General features: G+C 70.7%; 17 protein-coding genes. 6 read left to right on the forward strand and 11 right to left on the reverse strand.

Going from position 1 to position 19429, the window contains the following annotated elements:
• Positions 1-86: 86 nt before the first annotated feature.
• On the forward strand, positions 87-2702 hold the full coding sequence (locus AB0I53_RS05855; protein ID WP_358597099.1) for a PEP/pyruvate-binding domain-containing protein: 2616 nt from the start codon (positions 87-89) through the stop codon (positions 2700-2702).
• A gap of 150 nt (positions 2703-2852) precedes the next feature.
• Here the strand turns inward: AB0I53_RS05855 and AB0I53_RS05860 are convergent, their stop codons facing one another.
• From AB0I53_RS05860 to AB0I53_RS05875, 4 genes are all read right to left on the reverse strand, one after another.
• Positions 2853-3560, reverse strand: a complete 708-nt coding sequence (locus AB0I53_RS05860; protein WP_358597102.1) for a hypothetical protein — start codon at positions 3558-3560, stop codon at positions 2853-2855.
• 163 nt (positions 3561-3723) lie between these two features.
• Positions 3724-4548 (reverse strand): DUF4231 domain-containing protein, encoded by an 825-nt coding sequence (locus AB0I53_RS05865; protein WP_358597105.1) that lies wholly within the window; start codon positions 4546-4548, stop codon positions 3724-3726.
• 272 nt (positions 4549-4820) lie between these two features.
• Positions 4821-5408, reverse strand: coding sequence for a M23 family metallopeptidase (locus AB0I53_RS05870; protein WP_358597108.1), 588 nt, complete (start codon positions 5406-5408; stop codon positions 4821-4823).
• A gap of 443 nt (positions 5409-5851) precedes the next feature.
• Complete coding sequence (locus tag AB0I53_RS05875; RefSeq protein ID WP_358597111.1) at positions 5852-6394, reverse strand: YceI family protein; 543 nt, start codon at positions 6392-6394, stop codon at positions 5852-5854.
• 100 nt (positions 6395-6494) lie between these two features.
• Between AB0I53_RS05875 and AB0I53_RS05880 the strand changes: the two genes are divergently transcribed.
• Positions 6495-7349 (forward strand): helix-turn-helix transcriptional regulator, encoded by an 855-nt coding sequence (locus AB0I53_RS05880; RefSeq protein WP_358597114.1) that lies wholly within the window; start codon positions 6495-6497, stop codon positions 7347-7349.
• Between the two features lie 101 nt (positions 7350-7450).
• On the opposite strand, the gene AB0I53_RS05885 is transcribed toward AB0I53_RS05880, so the two are convergent.
• Positions 7451-8098 carry a TetR family transcriptional regulator gene (locus AB0I53_RS05885; protein ID WP_358597116.1) on the reverse strand — a complete coding sequence of 216 codons (648 nt, stop codon included), beginning with the start codon at positions 8096-8098 and terminating at the stop codon, positions 7451-7453.
• Between the two features lie 89 nt (positions 8099-8187).
• Between AB0I53_RS05885 and AB0I53_RS05890 the strand changes: the two genes are divergently transcribed.
• Positions 8188-9114, forward strand: coding sequence for a zinc-binding dehydrogenase (locus AB0I53_RS05890; protein ID WP_358597119.1), 927 nt, complete (start codon positions 8188-8190; stop codon positions 9112-9114).
• A 21-nt stretch (positions 9115-9135) separates the two neighbouring features.
• A complete protein-coding gene (locus AB0I53_RS05895; protein WP_358597122.1) occupies positions 9136-10314 on the forward strand; it encodes an FAD-binding oxidoreductase in 1179 nt (392 codons plus the stop codon).
• A gap of 67 nt (positions 10315-10381) precedes the next feature.
• Here AB0I53_RS05895 and AB0I53_RS05900 read toward each other — a convergent pair whose 3' ends face one another.
• Positions 10382-12097 carry a 2-isopropylmalate synthase gene (locus AB0I53_RS05900; protein ID WP_358597125.1) on the reverse strand — a complete coding sequence of 572 codons (1716 nt, stop codon included), beginning with the start codon at positions 12095-12097 and terminating at the stop codon, positions 10382-10384.
• Positions 12098-12270: 173 nt separating this feature from the next.
• On the opposite strand from AB0I53_RS05900, the gene AB0I53_RS05905 reads away from it, so the two are divergent.
• Positions 12271-12954, forward strand: coding sequence for a FadR/GntR family transcriptional regulator (locus tag AB0I53_RS05905; protein WP_358597128.1), 684 nt, complete (start codon positions 12271-12273; stop codon positions 12952-12954).
• A 24-nt stretch (positions 12955-12978) separates the two neighbouring features.
• Here AB0I53_RS05905 and AB0I53_RS05910 read toward each other — a convergent pair whose 3' ends face one another.
• The 4 genes from AB0I53_RS05910 to AB0I53_RS05925 form a co-directional block, all read right to left on the reverse strand.
• Positions 12979-15147, reverse strand: coding sequence for an MMPL family transporter (locus AB0I53_RS05910; RefSeq protein ID WP_358597131.1), 2169 nt, complete (start codon positions 15145-15147; stop codon positions 12979-12981).
• A 140-nt stretch (positions 15148-15287) separates the two neighbouring features.
• Positions 15288-15521: a hypothetical protein gene (locus AB0I53_RS05915; RefSeq protein WP_358597134.1), complete on the reverse strand. Its 234-nt coding sequence runs from the start codon at positions 15519-15521 to the stop codon at positions 15288-15290.
• Positions 15518-15850, reverse strand: a complete 333-nt coding sequence (locus tag AB0I53_RS05920; RefSeq protein WP_358567257.1) for an ArsR family transcriptional regulator — start codon at positions 15848-15850, stop codon at positions 15518-15520. Before AB0I53_RS05920 ends, AB0I53_RS05915 begins: the two co-directional genes overlap by 4 nt.
• A 450-nt stretch (positions 15851-16300) precedes the next feature.
• Positions 16301-17470 carry an MFS transporter gene (locus AB0I53_RS05925; protein ID WP_358597137.1) on the reverse strand — a complete coding sequence of 390 codons (1170 nt, stop codon included), beginning with the start codon at positions 17468-17470 and terminating at the stop codon, positions 16301-16303.
• 87 nt (positions 17471-17557) lie between these two features.
• Here AB0I53_RS05925 and AB0I53_RS05930 point away from each other — a divergent pair, with 87 nt between their 5' ends.
• Positions 17558-18436 carry a LysR family transcriptional regulator gene (locus tag AB0I53_RS05930; RefSeq protein WP_358597139.1) on the forward strand — a complete coding sequence of 293 codons (879 nt, stop codon included), beginning with the start codon at positions 17558-17560 and terminating at the stop codon, positions 18434-18436.
• 1 nt (position 18437) lies between these two features.
• Here the strand turns inward: AB0I53_RS05930 and AB0I53_RS05935 are convergent, their stop codons facing one another.
• Positions 18438-19337: a LysR family transcriptional regulator gene (locus tag AB0I53_RS05935; protein ID WP_358597142.1), complete on the reverse strand. Its 900-nt coding sequence runs from the start codon at positions 19335-19337 to the stop codon at positions 18438-18440.
• Positions 19338-19429: the final 92 nt, after the last annotated feature.

Here is a 19429-nt window from a genome sequence, read left to right on the forward strand (position 1 = left end):
GAATGGCCTAGCGAATAATTCAACACGTGTTGATTTATTGGCCGCCTGCGCGCTACCTTGCTTCCAACGGCGAGGGAGGTTTTGCGATGAGCACCCTGGAGACCCGAACCCTGCTCGACCTCGGCGAGATCGGCGCCGGCGACGGCGAGCTGGTCGGCGGCAAGGCCGCGAACCTGGGCGAGCTCTCGGCGGCCGGTTTCCGGGTACCGCCCGGCTTCTGCATCAGCACGCGCGCCTACGACGAGGCCTGCCGGGAACTGACCGAAGACCTGCTGGACCGGCTGCCCGGCTCGGCCGCCGAGATCCGCTCCCGCCTCGCCGGCGCCGAGCTCCCGGCCGGGCTGGCCGCCGCGATCACCGCCGCCTACGTGGAACTCGGCCCGGACGCGCCGGTGGCGGTGCGCTCCTCCGCGACCGCCGAGGACCTGCCGCACGCCAGCTTCGCCGGCCAGCAGGACACCTACCTGAACGTCGTCGGCGAGGCAGCACTGCTGAACGCGGTGCGCCGCTGCTGGAGTTCACTGTGGACGGACCGGGCGGTGGCCTACCGCGCGGCCAACGGAATCGACCACCGCGCGGTGCGACTGGCGGTCGTCGTGCAGCGCATGGTCGACGCGGCCGCGGCCGGCGTGCTGTTCACCGCGAACCCGGTCACCGGGCGGCGTTCCGAGGCCGTGATCGACGCGAACACCGGGCTCGGCGAATCGGTGGTGTCCGGCGCGGTCACCCCGGACAACTTCGTGGTGGAGTCCGGCCGGGTCACCGCGAAGCAGCTCGGCGACAAGCCCGCCAGCATCCGCCCGAAGTCCGGCGGCGGCACGGAATCCGTTGCGCAGCAAGCCGATCTGCCGTCCATCACGGACGACCAAGCCCGCGCGCTCGCCGCGCTGGGCGCGGAGGTGGCGCGGCACTACGGAGCGCCGCAGGACATCGAATGGGCCATCGACGTCGACGGCACGACCTGGCTGACCCAGTCGCGGCCGGTCACCACGCTGTTCCCGCTGCCCGCCGAGCCGCTCGACGGCCTGCACGTCTACCTGTCGATCAACGTGGTGCAGGGCGTCTACCGGCCGATCACGCCGCTGGGCGCGGCGACACTGGCACTGATGCTCACCAACCTCATGCGCAACATCGGCATCCCGGCCGACGGCCAGCGGCCGAAGCTGTGGCGGCAGGCCGACGGCTGGCTGTTCGCCGACATCACCGGCATGACCCGCAGCAGGATCGGCCGCACCGTGGGGCCCCAGGTGTTCGCGGCGGCCGAAGCCCGGACCGGCAAGGTCTTCGAGTCGCTGCTCGACGATCCGCGCCTCCCGCTGGACCCGAAGATCCCGTGGCCGCTGCTGCGCCGGCTCGGCGGAATCCTGGCGCACACCAAGGCTCCGATCGAGTTGGCGCGCACGCTGCGCGATCCCGCGCGCACCCGTGACCTGCTCTTCGGCATGGTGCCGGAGATCCGGACGGCCCTGGCGAGCGCCGAGCCGTCGTCCGCGCGCGAGCGGCTGGCCGCGGCTCGGCGGGGCATCACGGAGATCGCGGTTCCGCGCATCGCGCAGATCCCGGTGCGGATGCTGCCCGTCCTCTTCCTCAGCCGGCTGCTGCCGAAGCTGGTCGGCAGGGCCGCCACCGCCGAGGAGGTGCAGATCGTGCTGCGCGGCATCCCGCACAACGTCACCACCGAGATGGACCTGGAGCTGTGGGGCATCGCGCAACTCGCCCGCCAGGATCCCGAAACCGCCCGGCCGTTCGCCGAATCCTCCGCCGACGAGCTCGCCGCGCGCTACCAGCACCGAACCCTGCCCACGAAAGTCCAAAGTGGACTCGATGACTTCCTGGAGCGCAACGGGCACCGGACGGTCGCGGAGATCGACGTCGGCGTGCCGCGCTGGTCGGAGGACCCGACGCACGTGCTCGGGCTCATCGCGAACTACGTGCGGACCGGCGAGAGCGGGCACGACGCCGACGAGCAGTACCGGCGCGGCGTGGCCGAGGCCGAGCGAATGGCCGCCGAGATCGTGTCCCGGCTGCGCCGCAGGAACCCGCTGCGAGCACGCGTCGCCGGCTTCGCGATGGATCGGGTGCGCCAGCTCGCCGGGCTCCGCGAACTGCCGAAGTACTGCGTCGTGCTGGCGATCGCGAACGCCCGCCGGCATCTGCAGGCCGTGGGCCGGGAACTCGCCTCGAACGGCCGCTTGGAGCTCGCGGAGGACGTGTTCTTCCTGGAATACGAAGAGATCGACGAGGCCATCGCCGGCACCGACCACCGGAATCTGGTGGCACAGCGCCGCGAAACGCGCGAAAGGGAACTGCGGCGCCGACGCCCGCCGCGCGTGCTGCTCTCGGACGGCACCGAGCCCGAAGCGGCACTGCCGGTGGCGACGGTTGACGGGCAACTGGCTGGGACATCCGCCTCGGCGGGCACCGTGACCGGCACGGCGCGCGTGGTGCACGATCCGGTCCGCGCGCAGCTCGCGCCCGGCGAAATCCTGGTCGCGCCGTCCACCGATCCGGGCTGGACGCCGCTGTTCCTGACCGCGGGCGGCCTGGTGATGGAGATGGGCGGACCGAACTCGCACGGCGCGACGGTGGCCCGGGAGTACGGAATCCCCGCGGTGGTGGGCGTTCCCGACGCCACCACCCGCATCGCCGACGGCCAACGGATCACCGTGCACGGCTCGGCCGGCACCGTCGAACTCGCCTGACGGCGATGGCCCCCGCCGGTTCGGCAGGGGCCATCGAATCGTCTTGGGGGGCGCCGTCAGCGGAAGTCGTCCGCCGGTCCAGCGGTGCGGTCCGCGCCGCGACCAATCGCGATCTTCGTTGTCGGCTTCCGGCGTGGCAGACGGGCGCGGTCAGGAGCCGAGCTGGTTGACGCCGCCGAGCGGGCCGTGGCTGACCACGTCGTTGACCTTGTCCAGCGCCGTGGTCGGGTCGGTCTTGCCGACCGGGAGGCCGTTGGTCAGGCCGCCCAGCGGGCCCTGCGGGCCGGTGAGGCCGCCGATCGCGTCGCCGCTCTTGGCCAGCGGCAGCTGGGAGCCGGCGACCGGGGTGCTGGACGCCACGCCGTGGACTGCCTCGCCCACCAGGTCGACGTCCTGCTGCGCGGGCTTGGTCTGCGGCGCGCCCTGCAGCGTCGAGTCCACCCCGGGCGGCAGCAGGTCGTTGGCCGGGCCGCCGGTGCGGGCCATGGGCGCGGCCTGCAGGGCCGGGACGACGTCGCCGACCGGCACCGCGCCGAGCGCGCTGCTCGGGTCGAGGCTCTTGCCGCCGGTCACGCCGCCGAGCGGGCTTCCGCCGAGCGCGCCGGTGACGCCACCAAGCGGGTCGCCGCCGCCGCTGCGGCCGGTGAGGTGCTCCTCGGCCGGAACGACGTCACCCACGGTCTGCTGCGCGGAGTGCAGCGTGCCCGCGAAGTGGTACGCCGTCTGCGCGAGGTTGTTGTCCGTGGGCAGCTCCGCGGGCAGCTGCGGGGTCTCGGCCGCGTTCGCGGTAGCTGCGAAGCCGACCGCGCCGGCGCCGCCGACCAACACAGCGGCCGCTGCGGTAAGGGTGCGCTTCATCGCAATGCTCCTCTCTGCACAGGCCGATTCCTGTGCGCCGGGCCGGAGATTACGGAAGGATCACCCTCCACCATTCAGCGATCACATAAGTGGGAAATGCGGACGGTCAGTGATCAATTCTCGCCTATTTCTTCCACTTTCGTGGGAATCGACGCGGAAGTGACTACTGGCCGATCCCCTCCGTCGATGCCGACGGCAACCGACGCGCCCGCTCGGCCCGCAGCGCCCCGACCGCGTCGGCGAACTCGGCGTAGGCCTCGCTCTCCCTGTCGAACCGCCGGTACCGGCCCACCCGCAGCTCCACCGACTCGTACTCGCGCTCCAACGCGTCGGCGGTCTGCTGGCACGCGGCCGACCGTTCCCGGTACTTTGCATGCCCGGCGAACGCCGCCGCGAGCGCCACCAGCAGGCACAACGCCACCGCGACCCACCGAACGTCCACAACGGACACCGATGCCGCCGTCGCCGTCGCCGTCGCCGTCGCGGCGATGATCGAGCCACCGATGATCACCGTCTGCAGGACGTTGTCCTTCCAGCGATCCCGCCGGGCCTCGACCCGGTAGCGCTCGATGAGCTCGGGCAGCTGCGCCCGGTAGCGCTTGTGCGCCCCCAGCAAATCCCCAGGCCCCAGTTCGTCCAGCAGGTGCTCGCGGTGCGCGTACTCCAGCGCACGCAGTTCTGATTCCACCGCGCGAACCTTAAAGTGCTGCTGGTAGACGAACTTCGCCGACACCACCAGCGAGGCCAGCGCCAGCACGAACACGATCCCGGCGGGCAGTGCGGACGTCCATAACCACAGCGCGACCGCGGCCACGCCGATCAGCAACAGGTTGCCCGGCACCGCCCAGGCCAGCAGCAGCCGCTGCACCAGCCTCGCGCGGTAGTGCTCCTCGGACCGCTCCGCGATCCGGCGTTCCCAGCCCGACGGCTGGCCATCCCCGGCGAGCACCCCACCGCCGACGATCCCGGCTGTATCCACTCGCTCCATCACATCGATCCTTCCAGCGCGTTAATGCGATCGAAGTAGCTCCCGGAGCACTACGACAATCGACCAGGAGGGTGATGATCCATTCGGCCGATCGACCCACTACCGGATGCGCCGGGTGATCGTCGCTGAGTTCGCGCGCCGCTGCACGATCGATAACGCGCAGTGATAACAGCCAGTGCTGCCGTGCCGGACATCGTGGGCGGCTTCCGGGGCCTGCCACTCTGACAGCGGCGCCCGCGCGCCGGTCAACCGGAGGTCGCCGAATACACGCGCTACCGATGCGTCAGCTCGGCGCCCACGGCGTCGTAGAACTGCTCCGGATCGACCGGCTGCCCCGCCACCTCGATCTGGAAGTGCAGGTGCGGACCGGTGGATTGGCCGCGATCGCCCATGGTCGCGATCTGCTGCCCGGCCCGCACCGGTTGCCCGACCTCGACGAAATCCTCGTCGATATGGCCATAAATCGAAACGACGTCCTGGCGGTGCGCAATTCTGATCCACATGCCGTATCCGGCGGCCGGGCCGGAATCGATGACGGTGCCTCGCGCGGCGGCGCGGATCGGAGTGCCGATGTCGTTGGCGATGTCCACGCCGTTGTGCATGGTGCCCCAACGCCCGCCGAAACCGCTGCTGATCTCGCCGTCCGTCGGCGACACCCAGGTCTCGGTCGATTCATCCGCTGGCGGGGGCTTGCTGGGCGCGCGGGCGGCGAAGTGCGCGGCGAGATCCGGCCCGGGCGGCGGCGGCTGCCGGTGGGCATCGTGCACAATCGGGGCGGCGAAGGCTCCGGCGGTGCAAAGCGCGCTGCCGAGGAGCAGGCCGGCCAACACGCCGACCGCGGTCTTTTCTCGCATTGCCATTGCGTTTTTCCACTCCTCCCGCCACCCGTGGTCATTCACGCGGCGGCCGGGCCGAATTCCGCACCTGATCGCCGGTCATTCGAATCCGGCACGCGGGCGGTTCCGGCAAGATTGGAGCCGAACTGCGCTGACAATGCATTTCGGAACTGGCTCAATGGCATGAAAACAGGCAATTCGCGGTGTCCCGCACGCAGGTGTCGGCGAATCCACCACAAGGGCCCACCGCCGACACCCAGCGTCCACAGTGGTCACAAGTCCCGGTGAACGGCGCGCGGCCCGGACCCGAAGCCCCTTCAGCCGGCCACGGAGGGTGCCGACCGCGGCGGCTCCGCCGGGTCACCTTCCCGGTCGGCACACCACCCGACTGGCAGTCACTCGATCGAGTTAGGCAGGTGCCGTGAGCCTTCCGGGCCGCCGCGACCGCCCGGAAGACTCGCGGCCGGTCACTCCGGCTCGACGAACTGCACGTCCAGCTGGATCTTCACAACGTCGCCGAGCAGCGCCTCCCCGGCGCCGAAGTTGATGCCGTAGTCGCGGCGGCGGATCTCGCCGTTCGCCTCGAACCCGGCGTGCCGGGTGCCGCCGGGGAGATCCTCGACGCCGCCGAACTCGACGTCGAAGGCGATCGGCCTGGTCACCTCGCCGATGGTCAACTCCCCTTCGAGCGTCCAGTCCTCGCCTTCGCCGCGCAGCCGGGTGGAGCGGAAGGCCAGCGTCGGGCGCTTCTCGACGTCGAGCAGGTCGGGGGCGAGGACGTGCGCGTCACGGTCGGTGTTGCCGGTGTCGATGGACGCGATGGCGACGGTGGCGGTGATCGCGCTTTCGTCGAGCGTCTCGCCGACCAACAGCTCGGCGTCGACCTCGGCGAAGCGGCCCCGCACCTTCGAAACCCCCAGGTGGCGGATCGCGAAGCCGACCGAGGAGTGCAGCGGGTCGAGCGCCCAGCGGCCGGTCTTCAAGGGCAGTGCGGTCGTTTCAGCGGTCATGACTCGAACCTGCCCGGCTCGCCGCGGCGGAGGGAGACCGCGCCGATGCTGGCCCTCGCAGGGCCACCACCAGCGCGCCCCGGGCAGGTAGGTTCCGATCGTGCGCGACAACGAGTTCGGGGCCTTCCTGCGCGCCCGCCGGGAAGCCCTCACCCCCGCCGAAGTGGGCCTGCCCACCGGGCCCCGGCGGCGGACGCCCGGGCTGCGGCGCGCCGAACTGGCGACGCTCGCCGGGATCAGCGTCGAATACCTCACCAGGCTTGAGCAGGGCCGCGACCGCCATCCGTCCGCCGAGGTGCTGGGCGCCATCGTCGGAGCCCTACGGCTGTCCGTCGAGGAGCGCGAGCAGTTGTGGCTGATCCTCGGCCACAACAAGCCGACCGCGCTGTGCCCGCGGGTGGCCGAGCCGCCCGGTCGGACCGTGCGCCCGAGCGTGCAGGCGATCCTCGACCGGCTCGAACCGAGCCCGGCACTGGTGGTCAACCGGATCTGCGACGTGCTCACATGCACGGCCGGCTACCGGCGGCTGGCGGGCCCGCTCGGCGTCCTGGACGCCGATCCGCCGAACCTGCTGCGCTTCATGTTCACCGACGATCGCGCCCGCACCGCGCATCCCGAGTGGGCGCGCATCGCCGACGCCCTGGCCAACTTCCTCAAGCTCGGGTTCCGCGCCGACGACCCGCACTCCGCGAGCCTCGCCACGGAGCTGACGGGCGCCGCCGGAGCAGCCTTCACCAGCAGGTTCGAGACTCCCGCCGCCGTGCTCGAACGCACCGGCGCGGAGCGCTGGGTGCATCCGGAGGTCGGCGAGCTGCTCCTGAACTTCGAGATCGCGGAACTGCCGGACGCCGACCAGCGGCTGATCATCTACTTGCCGGCCGACGAAGCGGCCACCGCGACGCTCGACCGCCTCGACGGCCGCCAGCCCGGCGCCCTCCGGGCGGTCTCCGGCTGACCCGCTCGTGAGCGATGACTCCGGTTCTTACCGGACTCAACACTCACGACAGCACGTCGCCGCTCGTGAGCGGCAAGTCCGGTTCTTACCGGAGTCAGCACTCACGAGTGTCTCCACTCGCTCGGAGACAAGGTGAGGGCTTCGGGGATCGCCGCGAAGGCTTCTCCGACGCAGTCGATCAGGTCGTCGCGGGTGTGCGAATCCTCCCGCGCCAGCCACATCTCCAGCGCGCAGTGGAACGCCGCGACCAGCAGGTCCAGCGCCAGGCGGGCGCGCACGTCGGCCTGATCGGGCAGCCCGAAGCGGCGGTGCAGGATCTCCATCGCGGAACGCGTGGTCCGGCCGCAGAACTGCAGGCCGTGCGCGTCCATCGACGGCGTCACGGCGGCGAGCCGCCTGCTGAGCAGCACCCGCTCCGCCCAGCCCTCGTCGGGCATCCGCCGCAGCGCCGCGAGCACCGCGTCCTGCGCGACCTCCAGCAGCGGCCGGTCGTCCTGCTCGCGGGCTTCGAGGTCGGCCAGGAACTCCGTCCAGAGATCTTCGGTCGGCGCCAGCGCCACGTCTTCCTTGCAGCCGAAATAGCGGAAGAACGTGGTCTTGGAGACCTCGACCGCCTCGCACAGCTCGTCGACCGTCGTGGCGTCGAAGCCCTGCTCGGTGAACTTCGCCAGGGCGGTGTCGATCATCGCCTGCCGGGTGCGCAGTTTCTTGCGCTCGCGCAGCGAGACGGGGCGGGACGGGGCGCTCATCGCGAACAGAGTACCCGAGCACTAATGTGACTATGAAACTTATGGTACTCAGTTACATAAGTTACTGGATCACTTTTATGCGAGGAACCATGCGCGCACTGCTCGTCGACCGCTCGGCACCCGGCGGCCTCCGGCTCGGCCAAGCCCCGGATCCCGTTCCCGCGCCCAACCAGGCGTTGGTGCGGGTCACCGCGACCTCGCTGAACTACGGCGAGGTGCGGCACATCCTGGAGGAATCCCCGGACGGCAGCGTCCTCGGCTGGGACGCGGCGGGAGTCGTCGAGCGCGCGGCGGCCGACGGCTCTGGCCCGGCCGAAGGCACGCCGGTCGTCACCCTGGGCGTGGACGGCGCGTGGGCCGAACTCCGAGCCGTCGACACCCACCTGATCGGCACCGTCCCGCATGACGCCGACCTCGGCGCGATCAGCACCGTTCCGGTGGCCGGCGCGAGTGCACTGCGCGCACTGCACCGGCTCGGGCCGATCCTCGGCAAGCGGGTGCTGGTCACCGGCGCCACCGGCGGGACCGGGCGATATGCCGTGCAGCTGGCGCGGATGGGTGGCGCGCACGTCACCGCGTCCACCGGGAATCCGGCCGCGCACGGCGACGGGCTGCGTGCGCTCGGCGCGCACGAGGTGGTGTCCAACCCGGCCGAATCGGCCACAGTGGACGGTGTGATCGACCTGGTCGGCGGCGAGCAGCTGGTGGCCGCCCACGACCGGCTCGCCGAGGGCGGCACGCTGGTGGCGGTCGGGCACATCACCGGCGAGGGCGAGAACTTCCCGTTCGGCGCGCTCTTCGGCGCGCCGGCCCGGCACGACCGCGCGATCGCCACGTTCTTCCTGCTCCGCTGCACCGGCCTGGCCCCGGACCTGACCTGGCTCGCCGAACACATCGCGACCGGCGACCTCGACCCGCAGGTGTCCTGGCGCGGAGCCTGGGATCGCGCGCCGGAGGCGATCGAGGCGCTGCTCGGCCGAACCCTCCACGGCAAGGCGGTCCTCGAAATCGCTTGAGGACCGCGTAGGTTCGTTGCCATGGCAAGGAAGATTGTGGTGATCGGCGCGGGGATCGTCGGGGCGTCGATCGCGGCGCAGCTGCCCGAGGACGTGTCGGTGACGGTGCTCGACCAGGGCCCCTCCGGGCAGCTGCGGGGTTCGACCGGGCACGCGCCCGGTTTCGTGGGCCTGCTCAACGAAACGCCGGTGCTGACCGAGCTCGCGCGGGCGAGCGCCGAGCTGTACGACGACCTCGAACTGGACGGCGTGCGAGGCTTCGACCGCGTCGGCGGCGTGGAGGTCGCCAGCACTCCGGAAGCCGCGGCCAAGCTGGAAGAACGGGCGGAACTCGCGGCACGGGCCGGTCTTGGGCACCGGCTGCTCGACGCCGCCGAGACGGTGGCCCTGGCACCGGAGCTGATCGATCCGGCGCACTGCCGCCGCGGCCTGCACTTCACCGACGACGGCACCGCGCGCGCCGGAGTCATCACCGCAGCGCTGCGGAAGCGCAGCTCCGCCCGATTCGTCGACGACGCCGCGGTCGTCGGCATCGAGCTCCGCGGAAACCGGGTGTCGGCGGTGCGAACCGCGACGGAGTCGTTCCCGGCGGACGACGTGGTGCTGGCCTCCGGCATCTGGGGCCCGGTCGTCGCGTCGCTGGTGGATCAGCGGATTCCGCTCACGCCCGTCGCGCATCCCTACGTCTACGGCCCGAAGCGGGCGGAATCCGCTGCGCGGACGCCGTTCGTGCGCTGGCCCGAGCGCCACGTCTACGCGCGCGACCACGGCGATCGCCTCGGCCTGGGCACCTACGACCACGCCCCGCAGCCGGTTCCGCTCGACCGGCTCGGCCGGATCGCGGAGCAGCCGTGGCCCGGCGAGCCGTTCGACGACGCAGTCGGGAGCGCGATGGAACTCCTGCCCGCCGCGCACCGCTTCCCCATCGCCGAGCGGCTCAACGGCGTGTTCGCGATGACGCCCGACAACCTCCCGTTCCTCGGCGCGCTCCCGGACATCACCGGCCTCTGGTCGGCGGTGGCGATCTGGGTGACGAGCGCCGGCGGCGCGGCCCGCGGCCTGGTCGAGCTCATGTGCGACCGGCCGTCGAACATCCCCGGCATCGACCGCCTCCGCCCGGACCGCTTCACCGGCCAGGACCCGGCGGACCTCGAAGCCCGAGCCCTGCGGCTGTACCGGGACATCTACGCCAGCCTGTGACCCGTGCACGAGCTCGTGAGCGTTTTGGAGCGCCACAGCGATCCAAAACGCTCACGACGCAAGGGGCTCAGCCCGCGGCGGCCATCACGGCCCGCAGGCTCGACGCGACGACCGAGACATCGATCCCGACCGCCCACGCGGTGCCCTCCGCCGTGCGGTGCTCCAGGTACGTCGCGGCGCGAGCCGAGCGTCCCGCCTCGATCGACTGCTGGACGAGGTTCACGATGTCCACCGGCCGGTCGTGCTTCTCCAGCACCTGCACCAGTGCCGATACGGCGCCTTCCGCCACGACCTCGTGCATCGTGGCCTCGCCGTCGGCCTCCAGCGTCGCGGTCAGCCGATCACCCGATGCCACGTGGTTCACCGACCAGCCCGTCAACGCGACCGACGGCTCCGGGTTCTCCAGGTATGTCGCGGAGAACAGCTCCCACAACGTCGCCGCGTCCGCCTCGGCGCCGGTGTCGTCGGTGTGCCGCTGCACCACCTGCGCGAATTCCGCCTGCAATCCGCGCGGCAGGTCCAGCCCGTGCTCGGTCTGCATGAGGTAGGCGATGCCACCCTTGCCGGACTGGCTGTTCACCCGGATCACGGCCTCGTAGTCCCGGCCGACGTCGTGCGGATCGATCGGCAGGTACGGAACTTCCCAACGCGCTTGGGATTCCGGCACGCCGCTGTCCAGCGCGGCGAGCGCGTGCCGCTGGAACCCCTTCCGGATCGCGTCCTGGTGCGTCCCGGAGAACGCGGTGTAGACGTACTCGCCGACGTACGGATGCCGTTCGTGCACGCCGATCCGGTTGCAGTGCACGACGGTGTCGCGGACCGAATCGATGTCCGACAGGTCGATCATCGGATCCACGCCCTGCGAGTACAGGTTCAACGCGAGCGTGATCAGGTCGACGTTCCCGGTCCGCTCGCCGTTGCCGAACAGGCAGCCTTCGACCCGTTGCGCACCGGCGAGCACCGCCAGCTCCGCGCACGCGACCCCGGTGCCCCGGTCGTTGTGCGGGTGCACCGAGAGGATCACGTCGTCCCGCCGGTCGAGGTTGTTGCTCAGGTGCTCGATCTGGTCGGCGTACACGTTCGGCGTCGCGACCTCGACCGTCGCGGGCAGGTTGATGATCACCGGCCGATCGGGGCCTGCGTCCCACAGGTCGATCATCATGTTGCAGATCTCGATCGCGAAGTCCGGCTCGGTGAGGTTGAAGACCTCCGGGGAGAACTCGTACCGGATCCCCGCCCGGTCCCCGGCGCAGCGGAGCACGTCCTCGCCCGCCTTCCGGATCAGCTCGCGCAGGTCGTCCCGGCCGGTGCGCAGCACTGCGTCGCGCCACAGCGGCGCGGTCGGGGTGTACATGTGGACAACGACGCGGTCCAGGCCGGCGATCGATTCGAAGGTGCGCTCGATCAGGTCGCGGCGGGCGGGGGTGAACACCGCGACGGTGACGTCCTCCGGCACCAGGTCGGCTTCCGCGAGCAGCCGGACGAAGTCGAAGTCGGTCTGCGACGCGGACGGATATCCGACCTCGATCTCCTTGTAGCCGATCGCGGTCATCATCTCGTAGAAGCGCCGCTTGCGCGCCGGATCCATCGGTTCGGCCAGCGCCTGGTTGCCGTCGCGCAGGTCGACGGGAACCCACAGCGGCGCCTGCGTCATGCGGTTGCGCGGCCAGGTCCGGTCGATCTCGGCGACGGCGACGCGGTCGAACGCGCTCCGATAGCGGCGGTGCGGCATTCCCGACGGCTGCTGCGGGTTCCAACGCGCGGGGATGTGTTGGGAGGTCATGTCTGCCTTCCGGATTCGGACGTCTCCACCGGCGCGCGGCAACACCCCGCGGCAGGGGGCGCCGGTCCGGTCAGCCCCTGCCGCGGCCGCTAAGGCCGCGAGCTCCCAACCACATGGCTGGCAACGTACAATACGTCAGGTCCTCAGACAACCTGATAATTCGGAGGCTGCCCGTGTCGCTGCGTCGATATCCGCTGTCGGAGCAGGCCACCGAGGCGATGCTGCGGCGCATCGGCTCCGGCGACTGGCCGGTCGGCGAGAAGGTTCCCAGCGAGACGGCCCTCGCCGCCGAGTTCGGGGTGGGCCGGTCGACGGTCCGGGAGGCGGTTCGCGAGCTCGCCGGTCGCGGCGTGCTCGAATCCCGCCACGGCTCCGGCGTCTACGTCATCCGGACCGAGCCCGTCGAGGACTGGGCGACGACCGTCCGCAAGGCGGTGATCTCGGACGTGGCGGAGGGCCGCATCGCGGTGGAGGTGGAGGCCGCCCGCCTCGCCGCCGCGAAGCGCACCGACGAGGATCTCGCCGCGATCACCGCCGCGGCCGCCCGGCGCGAGGCGCTCCAGCACGCCGCGCCGGAGGAGTTCGTGGACGCCGACCTCGCGTTCCACCGGGCGATCGTCGAGGCGGCGCACAACACGATCATCACGGGCCTGTTCGACTCGCTGGCCGAGCGCGTCCGTGAGGCGATGCTCGACATGTTGGGCCTGATGCGGGAATCCGAGGCGCAACGACCGGTGGACCAGCACGAACACCAGGAGATCGTCGAGGCGATCCGGGCCGGCGACCCCGAGGCCGCCGGCCGGATCGCCCGGAACCACCTCGCGAAGGTCCTCTCCTACGTGAGCGCGGCACCATGACGTCCACTATGGACCCGACGGCGGCTAGCCGACCGGGGCAGGCCGTGCCGGGATGGTTTCGGGTTCGGTGCGGCGCATCAGGCGCGACGGCCACCACGACGCCCGGCCCAGGAGGGTCAGGGCGGCGGGGAGGATCAGGACGCGGATCACGAAGGCGTCCAGCAGGACCGCGACCGCGAGACTGAAGCCGATCTGCTTCATCTCCGCCAGGTGCAGGAACATGAAGGTGGCGAACACCGTCACCATCACGATCGCCGCGCTGGTCACGACCTTCGCCGACTGCTCGACGCCCTGCAGGACCGCCTGCCTGGTCGGCACGCCGCGCAGCGCGGCCTCCCTGATCCGGCTCACCACGAACATCTGGTAGTCCATCGACAGCCCGAAGAGGATGACGAACAGGAACAGCGGCACCCGCGAACCGATCGCGCTGGTGGCGCTGGGATCGAAGCCGAACAGCGTCGAAGCCAGCCCGTACTGGAAGAAGATCACCAGCAGACCCATCGACGCCGCCGCGGACAGCAGGTTGAGCGCGACCCCGACCAGCCCGATCACCACGGACCGGAAGACGACCACCGAGACCACGAAGGTCAGCAGCAGCAACGCGGTGATGACCAGCGGTAGCTTGCTGTTCTGGTGAGCCAGGTAGTCGACGTCGTGTGCGACGTCCCCGCTGACCACCGCCTCGACGCCGGGCAGCGCGCCGACGGTCGCGGGCACGTAGTCGGACCGGAGGTGCGTCAACGACCGAGCCGCCTGCTCGGAGCTCGTCTTGAACGGCACCGAGAGCTGCAGCATGCTCACCCGCCCGTCCCACGACGTCTGCGGCGGCGCGGACGGCATGAACAGCGGATCGCCCTGGACGCGCCTGCCGAGATCCACCAGCGCGGCACGCACCTTCTCGGCATCAGCCGGCTTGGCGCGAACGACGACGTCGTGCCGGGTCCGCAGCTCGGGGAAGGCGGCCGTCATCCGGTCGTAGGTCCGCATCACGGGAATCTCCCGGGAGTGGCTGTCCTTGTTGAGCACCCGCATCTGCATGCCGAGCAGCGGTAACGAGAGCAGCAGGAGGATCCCCGACGAGACACACAGCGTGAGCACCGGACGCTTCGCCGCCGGTCGCAGCATCGCGTCCCAGATCCGTCCACTTCGGACCTTCTTGGGCTTGGCCGGCTTGGCGCGGCGCTCGGCGCGCCGGCCGAGGATCACCAGCAGCGCAGGCAGCGCGGTGAGCGAGCTGACCACCGAGACCAGCACGACGGTGATCGTGCCGGTGGCCAGCGACGAGAAGATCACGTCGGCGGCCAGGTAGAGCGTCGCAGTGGAGACGATCACCGCGATGCCGGAGACGACCACCGTCCGCCCGGCGGTCTCGGCCGCCAGCCCGACGATCGCGGCCGAATCGAGCCGTCCGCCCCGCTCCCGCTCCTCCCGCTCCCGCTTGAGGTAGAACAGCGCGTAGTCGACGCCGACCGCCATCCCGATCAGCAGGATGATGTTGTTGCCCACGCCCACATCCGGCACCACGTGCGACACCAGCGTCGACAAGCCCATGGCCGCCGCGATCGACGAGAGGGCGAGCAGCAGCGGCACCCCGGCCATCAGGACCGAGCCGAAGACGACCAGCAGCGTGATCAGCGTGACCGGCAGGGTGATCGCTTCGGACAACGCCAGGTCATCGCTGCGCTGCTGATCGACTCCCACGCCGCTGGAGACGTTGCCGGTCTCCTCCACCAGCAACGCCGGGTGGCGCTGTTGCACCTGCTCGGTCTGCGCGAGCAGGGAGTCGATCTGCTTGTCGGCCGCCTCGTCGGGCCCCTTCATGGTGACTTCGACCAGCAGCATCGCGCCGTCGCCCGAACGGACCGGCGGCGCAACGGTTTCCACTGCGGGCAGCGCGCGCATGCGGCTCGCCACCTCGGCGGCCACCGCCGCGGCGCGCGCTTGGTCCAGCTGGCCGGAGCGGGCGGAGATGATGATCTGCTCGATCGGCTTGCGCTGCAGGCCACCGGATGCGGCGATCGCGTCGGCACGTCCCGCCTCGCCGACCCAGTGGTCCTCGACCGTCGCGCTGTTCGTGCCGGCCAGCGCGCCCATGCCGAGGCAGAGCCCGACGAACACGAACCAGCTGATCAGGGCGCGCACCGGATGCGCCGCGCTCCACCTCGCCACCCTGACGGTTCTCGACTTCCCCACTCGCCCCAGCTCCTCATTTCTTACGCATGTAAGCTCAGACTTACAGGTGGAAGATAGCGAGGTCAAGCGAGCCGATCAGAGCCGGGGCAGCAAAAAGCGGGAGAGCCGAAAATGGCTCCCCCGCTGGAAAATGGCGCGTATCAGCCGACGCTGCGCAGCAGCGACTCGACCTCCTTGAGCCGACCGTGCATCTCGGCGAGTTCCCGGCGCAGCTCCTCCTGCTCGGCGGTCGCCCGCGCCGCGAACTCGCGGTACTCGGCCATCGCCTGCGCGTCGGCCCGGTGCCGCAGCATCCTGAAGTAGGCGACGAAGCCCGTCGTAATGCCGGCGACGATGATCAAGACGATCGCGATGCCGACCACCGCATTGGTCATTTCCGGGTTCCCTTCCCGTCGTTCGAGCCCGCTTCGTCGCCCGACTCCCGCACCGCCGCGCGGATGGTGGCCACGTCGAGGCGGAGTTCGAAGGGACGCAGTTCGAAGTACTTGAGCGCCTTGCCGTCGGCGGACAGCTCCAGGTGTCCCGCGACGAGATCGGCCTTCTCCAGGCGCTCGAGGTGCATGTAGAGCAGCGGCCGGGACATGCCGAGCCGACGCGCGAGCTCGCTGACGTACAACCGCCCGTCGGCGAGCTCGGCAATGATCCGCAGGCGCTGCGCGTGCCCCACGGCACCGAGGAACGCCAGCAGCTCCTCGCTGTCCATCAACCCACCCCGATCTGTCAGCCAATACTTTCGCATGACATGACCGGCTGTCATGCAACCAGGGCGCCACGGGCGCCCGGCGGCGCCGAGTTCCCGAGCCGAGCTTCCGCGAGAGCACAACCCGTGCGCACTTTGCGTCGCTATAGCGGCTGTTTGAGAGCTCGTTTGCGCAGTGGTGCATCCTCGTTGGCTGGTGTGGAGTGAACGACCTGTTCGCCTCGATAGGTGAGGTGAACGGTCCGTTCGCTTCATCCATCCAACGTCGGCGGGCACCAGCTGGTGTGGGGTGAACGGCCCGTTCGTCCCGATAGGCGAGGTGAACAGGCCGTTCGCTTCACCGCTTTGAAGGCACAAGCCGCCCTGCCACGACCCCACACCACCACATCCAAAACAGCCTCTACAGCAGCACAAAGTACGCACGGGCGCTGACCAGCCGAAACAGCGGCTCAATCACCGGGAGGCACGCCCGGCGGTGGCCGCGAACAGCGCGGCCAGTGCCAGGGCCGCGGCGAGGAAGAAGGCGCTGGCCGGGGAGATCGCGTCGACCATTCGGCCGCCCAGCAGGGCGCCCAGGGAGATCGCGATGTTGAACACCGCGACGAACAGGGCCGATGCCGCTTCCCTGGCTTGCGGCGCCGCCGCGAGCAGCCAGTTCTGCGTGCTCACCGAGACACCGCCGTAGGCGATGCCCCAGACGAGCAGCGCCGCTGTTGCACCGGCCGCGCCGAGCGGCAGGCCGAGCGCGAACACCGCGGCCGCGAGCACCGCCGAGATCAGCAGCAACGTTCGGCGCGGATCACGGGCCGATGCCGTGCCGCCCACGAAATTCCCGGCCACACCAGCCAATCCGTACGCCAGGAGGAGCACGCTGATCAATCCCGCGTCCACAGCGGACACTTGTTCCAGCACGGGTCGCACGTAGGTGTAAGCCGCGAAATGCCCGGCCACCAGCAGAAGGATGACGACCAGCCCGGCCCGCACCGCGCCGCTGCGCAACAACTGCGGCACGACGCTGAAGCGCATCGGCTTCTCGGCGGGCAACGGCGGCAGCAGCGCCGCGAGCGCAACGGCCACCAGCAGCGACACAACGCCCATGACGCCGAACGCCGCGCGCCAGCCGCCGAGCTCGCCGATGAACGTCCCCGCCGGAACGCCGAGCACCGAGGCCACCGCGATCCCGCTGAAGATCAGCGACGTCGCGGCGCCCACCGACCGCTCGGGCACCAACCGCACGGCCAGGCCTGCCGCGATCGCCCACACCCCGCCGATGGACACGCCGACGAGCACCCGGAGCGCGACGAGCAGCGGCAGGTTCGGCGTCACCGCCGAGAGCAGATTCGCCACGGCCAGCGAGGACATCAGCGCGACCAGCACCCAACGCCGGTCGAGCCGCCCGGCGGCGACGGTGATCAGCGGTGCGGCCAACGCCGCCGTCAGGCCGGGCACGGTCATCGTCAGGCCCGCCACGCCTTCCGGCGCGCGGAGCTCCGCGGCGAGCGACGTGAGCAGGCCGACCGGCAGCATCTCGATGGTGACCACGGAGAACGTCGCCGCCGCCACCGCCGCGACTGCCGGCCAGCCCCGCACCACGGGCGGGGTCGAGGTGTCGGTCGTTGTCATGGTCACAGCCTCGGCGGCCCGCCTACCGGGAACAACGCCGAAGTCCTCATCCTTGGATTAGCCGTACTCATCGAGCGGAGGAGGGACATGGGCGGCCTGGAGGTGCGAGAGCTGGAGTGCTTCCTGGTGCTCGCCGAAGAACTGCACTTCGGCCGCGCCGGCGAGCGCCTCTACGTGTCGCAGAGCCGGGTCAGCCAGCTGCTGCGCTCGCTGGAAGGCCGGCTCGGCGCGCGGCTGATCGACCGCACCAACCGCCGGGTCCGCCTCACCGCGCTCGGCGAGCGCTTCCTCGCCGAGCTGCGCCCGGCGTACGACGGCCTCAGGGGCGTCGTCGAACGAACCCGAGCGGAAGCACGCGGCGTGCAGGGCGTGCTGCGCCTCGGTTTCCAGGGCCAGGTCTCCGAGCGCGTGATGGCCCGGATCGACGCCTTCGAGTCGCGATTTCCAGGCTGCGCCACCGAGATCACCGAGCTCCCGCTGAGCGATCCGTTCGGCGCGCTGCGCCGCGGCGAGGTCGACGCGGCGATCGTGCTGCTGCCGGTGGAGGAGCCGGATCTGGCGGTGGGCCCGACGTTCTCCCGCCAGCAGCAGCACATCGCGGTCTCGCTGCGGCACCGCGTCGCCGACCGGGATTCGGTTTCCGCCGAAGAACTCGCCGAGTTCGAGCTGATCGCGCCCGCCGAACCGGCCCCGCCCTACTGGCGCGACGCCCAAACGCCGCCGCGCACGCCGAGCGGCCGTCCGATCCCGCGCGCGAGCACGATCACCACCCTGCAGGAAGGCATCAGCCGCGCGGCGGCCAACCGCGGCGCGATGCTGCTCTGCCGTCCCACCGCCGAGTACCACACCCGCCGCGACATCGCGTTCGTCCCGGTCACCGGCATGCCGGACTCAGTCCTCGGCCTGGTCTGGCCGCGCACCGCAGCGACCACCCGCGTCCTGGCGTTCGCCGACGCCCTCACCTGAACTACTGGCCCGGTAGCTTTCGCGCCACCGAGTTGGCGGTGCGGGCGAATGCCTGCACCGCGCCGGTGTTGTCCGCCGCCCTCCAGACCAGGCCGTATCCGACCGGCTCGGCGTCCAGGAACCGCACGTACGAGATGCCGGGCCTGGCGTAGTAGGTGGCCGTGTGGGCCGCGCACAGCAAGGCGCCCCTTCTCGCCGCGACGAGGACCAGCGCTTCCTGCATGTTGGTGACCGCCGGGCCGCGGCCGATCGGCCGGCCGCTCGGCGTGTGCGTCGGCACGTGGTGTTCCAGCAGGTAGTCCGGCAGCTCGCCCTCGATGGCCAGCAGCGGCACCTCGGCCAGGTCTTCGACCGACACGGCGTCCTTTTCGGCCAGCGGATGATCGGCCGCGATCGCCAGCGTGCGCGGCTCCGTGAACAGGCCCGGGCCCCCGCTCAGATCGTCCTCGCGCACCGGGAACTCCGTCAGTTGCACGTCGAACTCGCCCCTGCGCAGCTGGCCGTACGGGTCCGCCATCGGCACCTCGCAGATCTCCACGGCCAGCTCCGGGTGCTCGGCGTGCATCGCCTCCGCCGTCTTCAGCACGATCTCGCCGGCCAGCGGGTTGGAGAAGCCGACGTACAGCACGCCGTTGACGCTCCGCGCGTTCGCCACGGCCCGCGCCAGGGCCGCGTCGATCGCGCGGTGGTGCGGTTCGAGGTCGTCGCGGAGCTGACGGCCGAGCGGGGTGAGCGCGACGCGGCGGCTCGTGCGGGCGAACACCGGCGCGCCGACGCGGCGTTCGAGGCGCTGCACGAGCTGGCTCACCCTGGCCCGCGACAGGCGCATCCGGTCGGCGGTGCGGCCGAAGTGCAACTCCTCGGCGAGGATCAGGAAGCACTCCAGTTCGTCGCGCTCCATCCGCTGCCCCTCCCTATCGGTAAGCCCGGTTGAACGAACGTAGCGATCTTCGCCGTTGTTCCCGGCGGCCCGCGGTTCGAGGCTGGTGTTAT

The organism is Saccharopolyspora sp. NPDC050389 (genome assembly GCF_040655595.1).
In the GTDB taxonomy this organism is placed as follows: Bacteria; Actinomycetota; Actinomycetes; order Mycobacteriales; family Pseudonocardiaceae; genus Saccharopolyspora.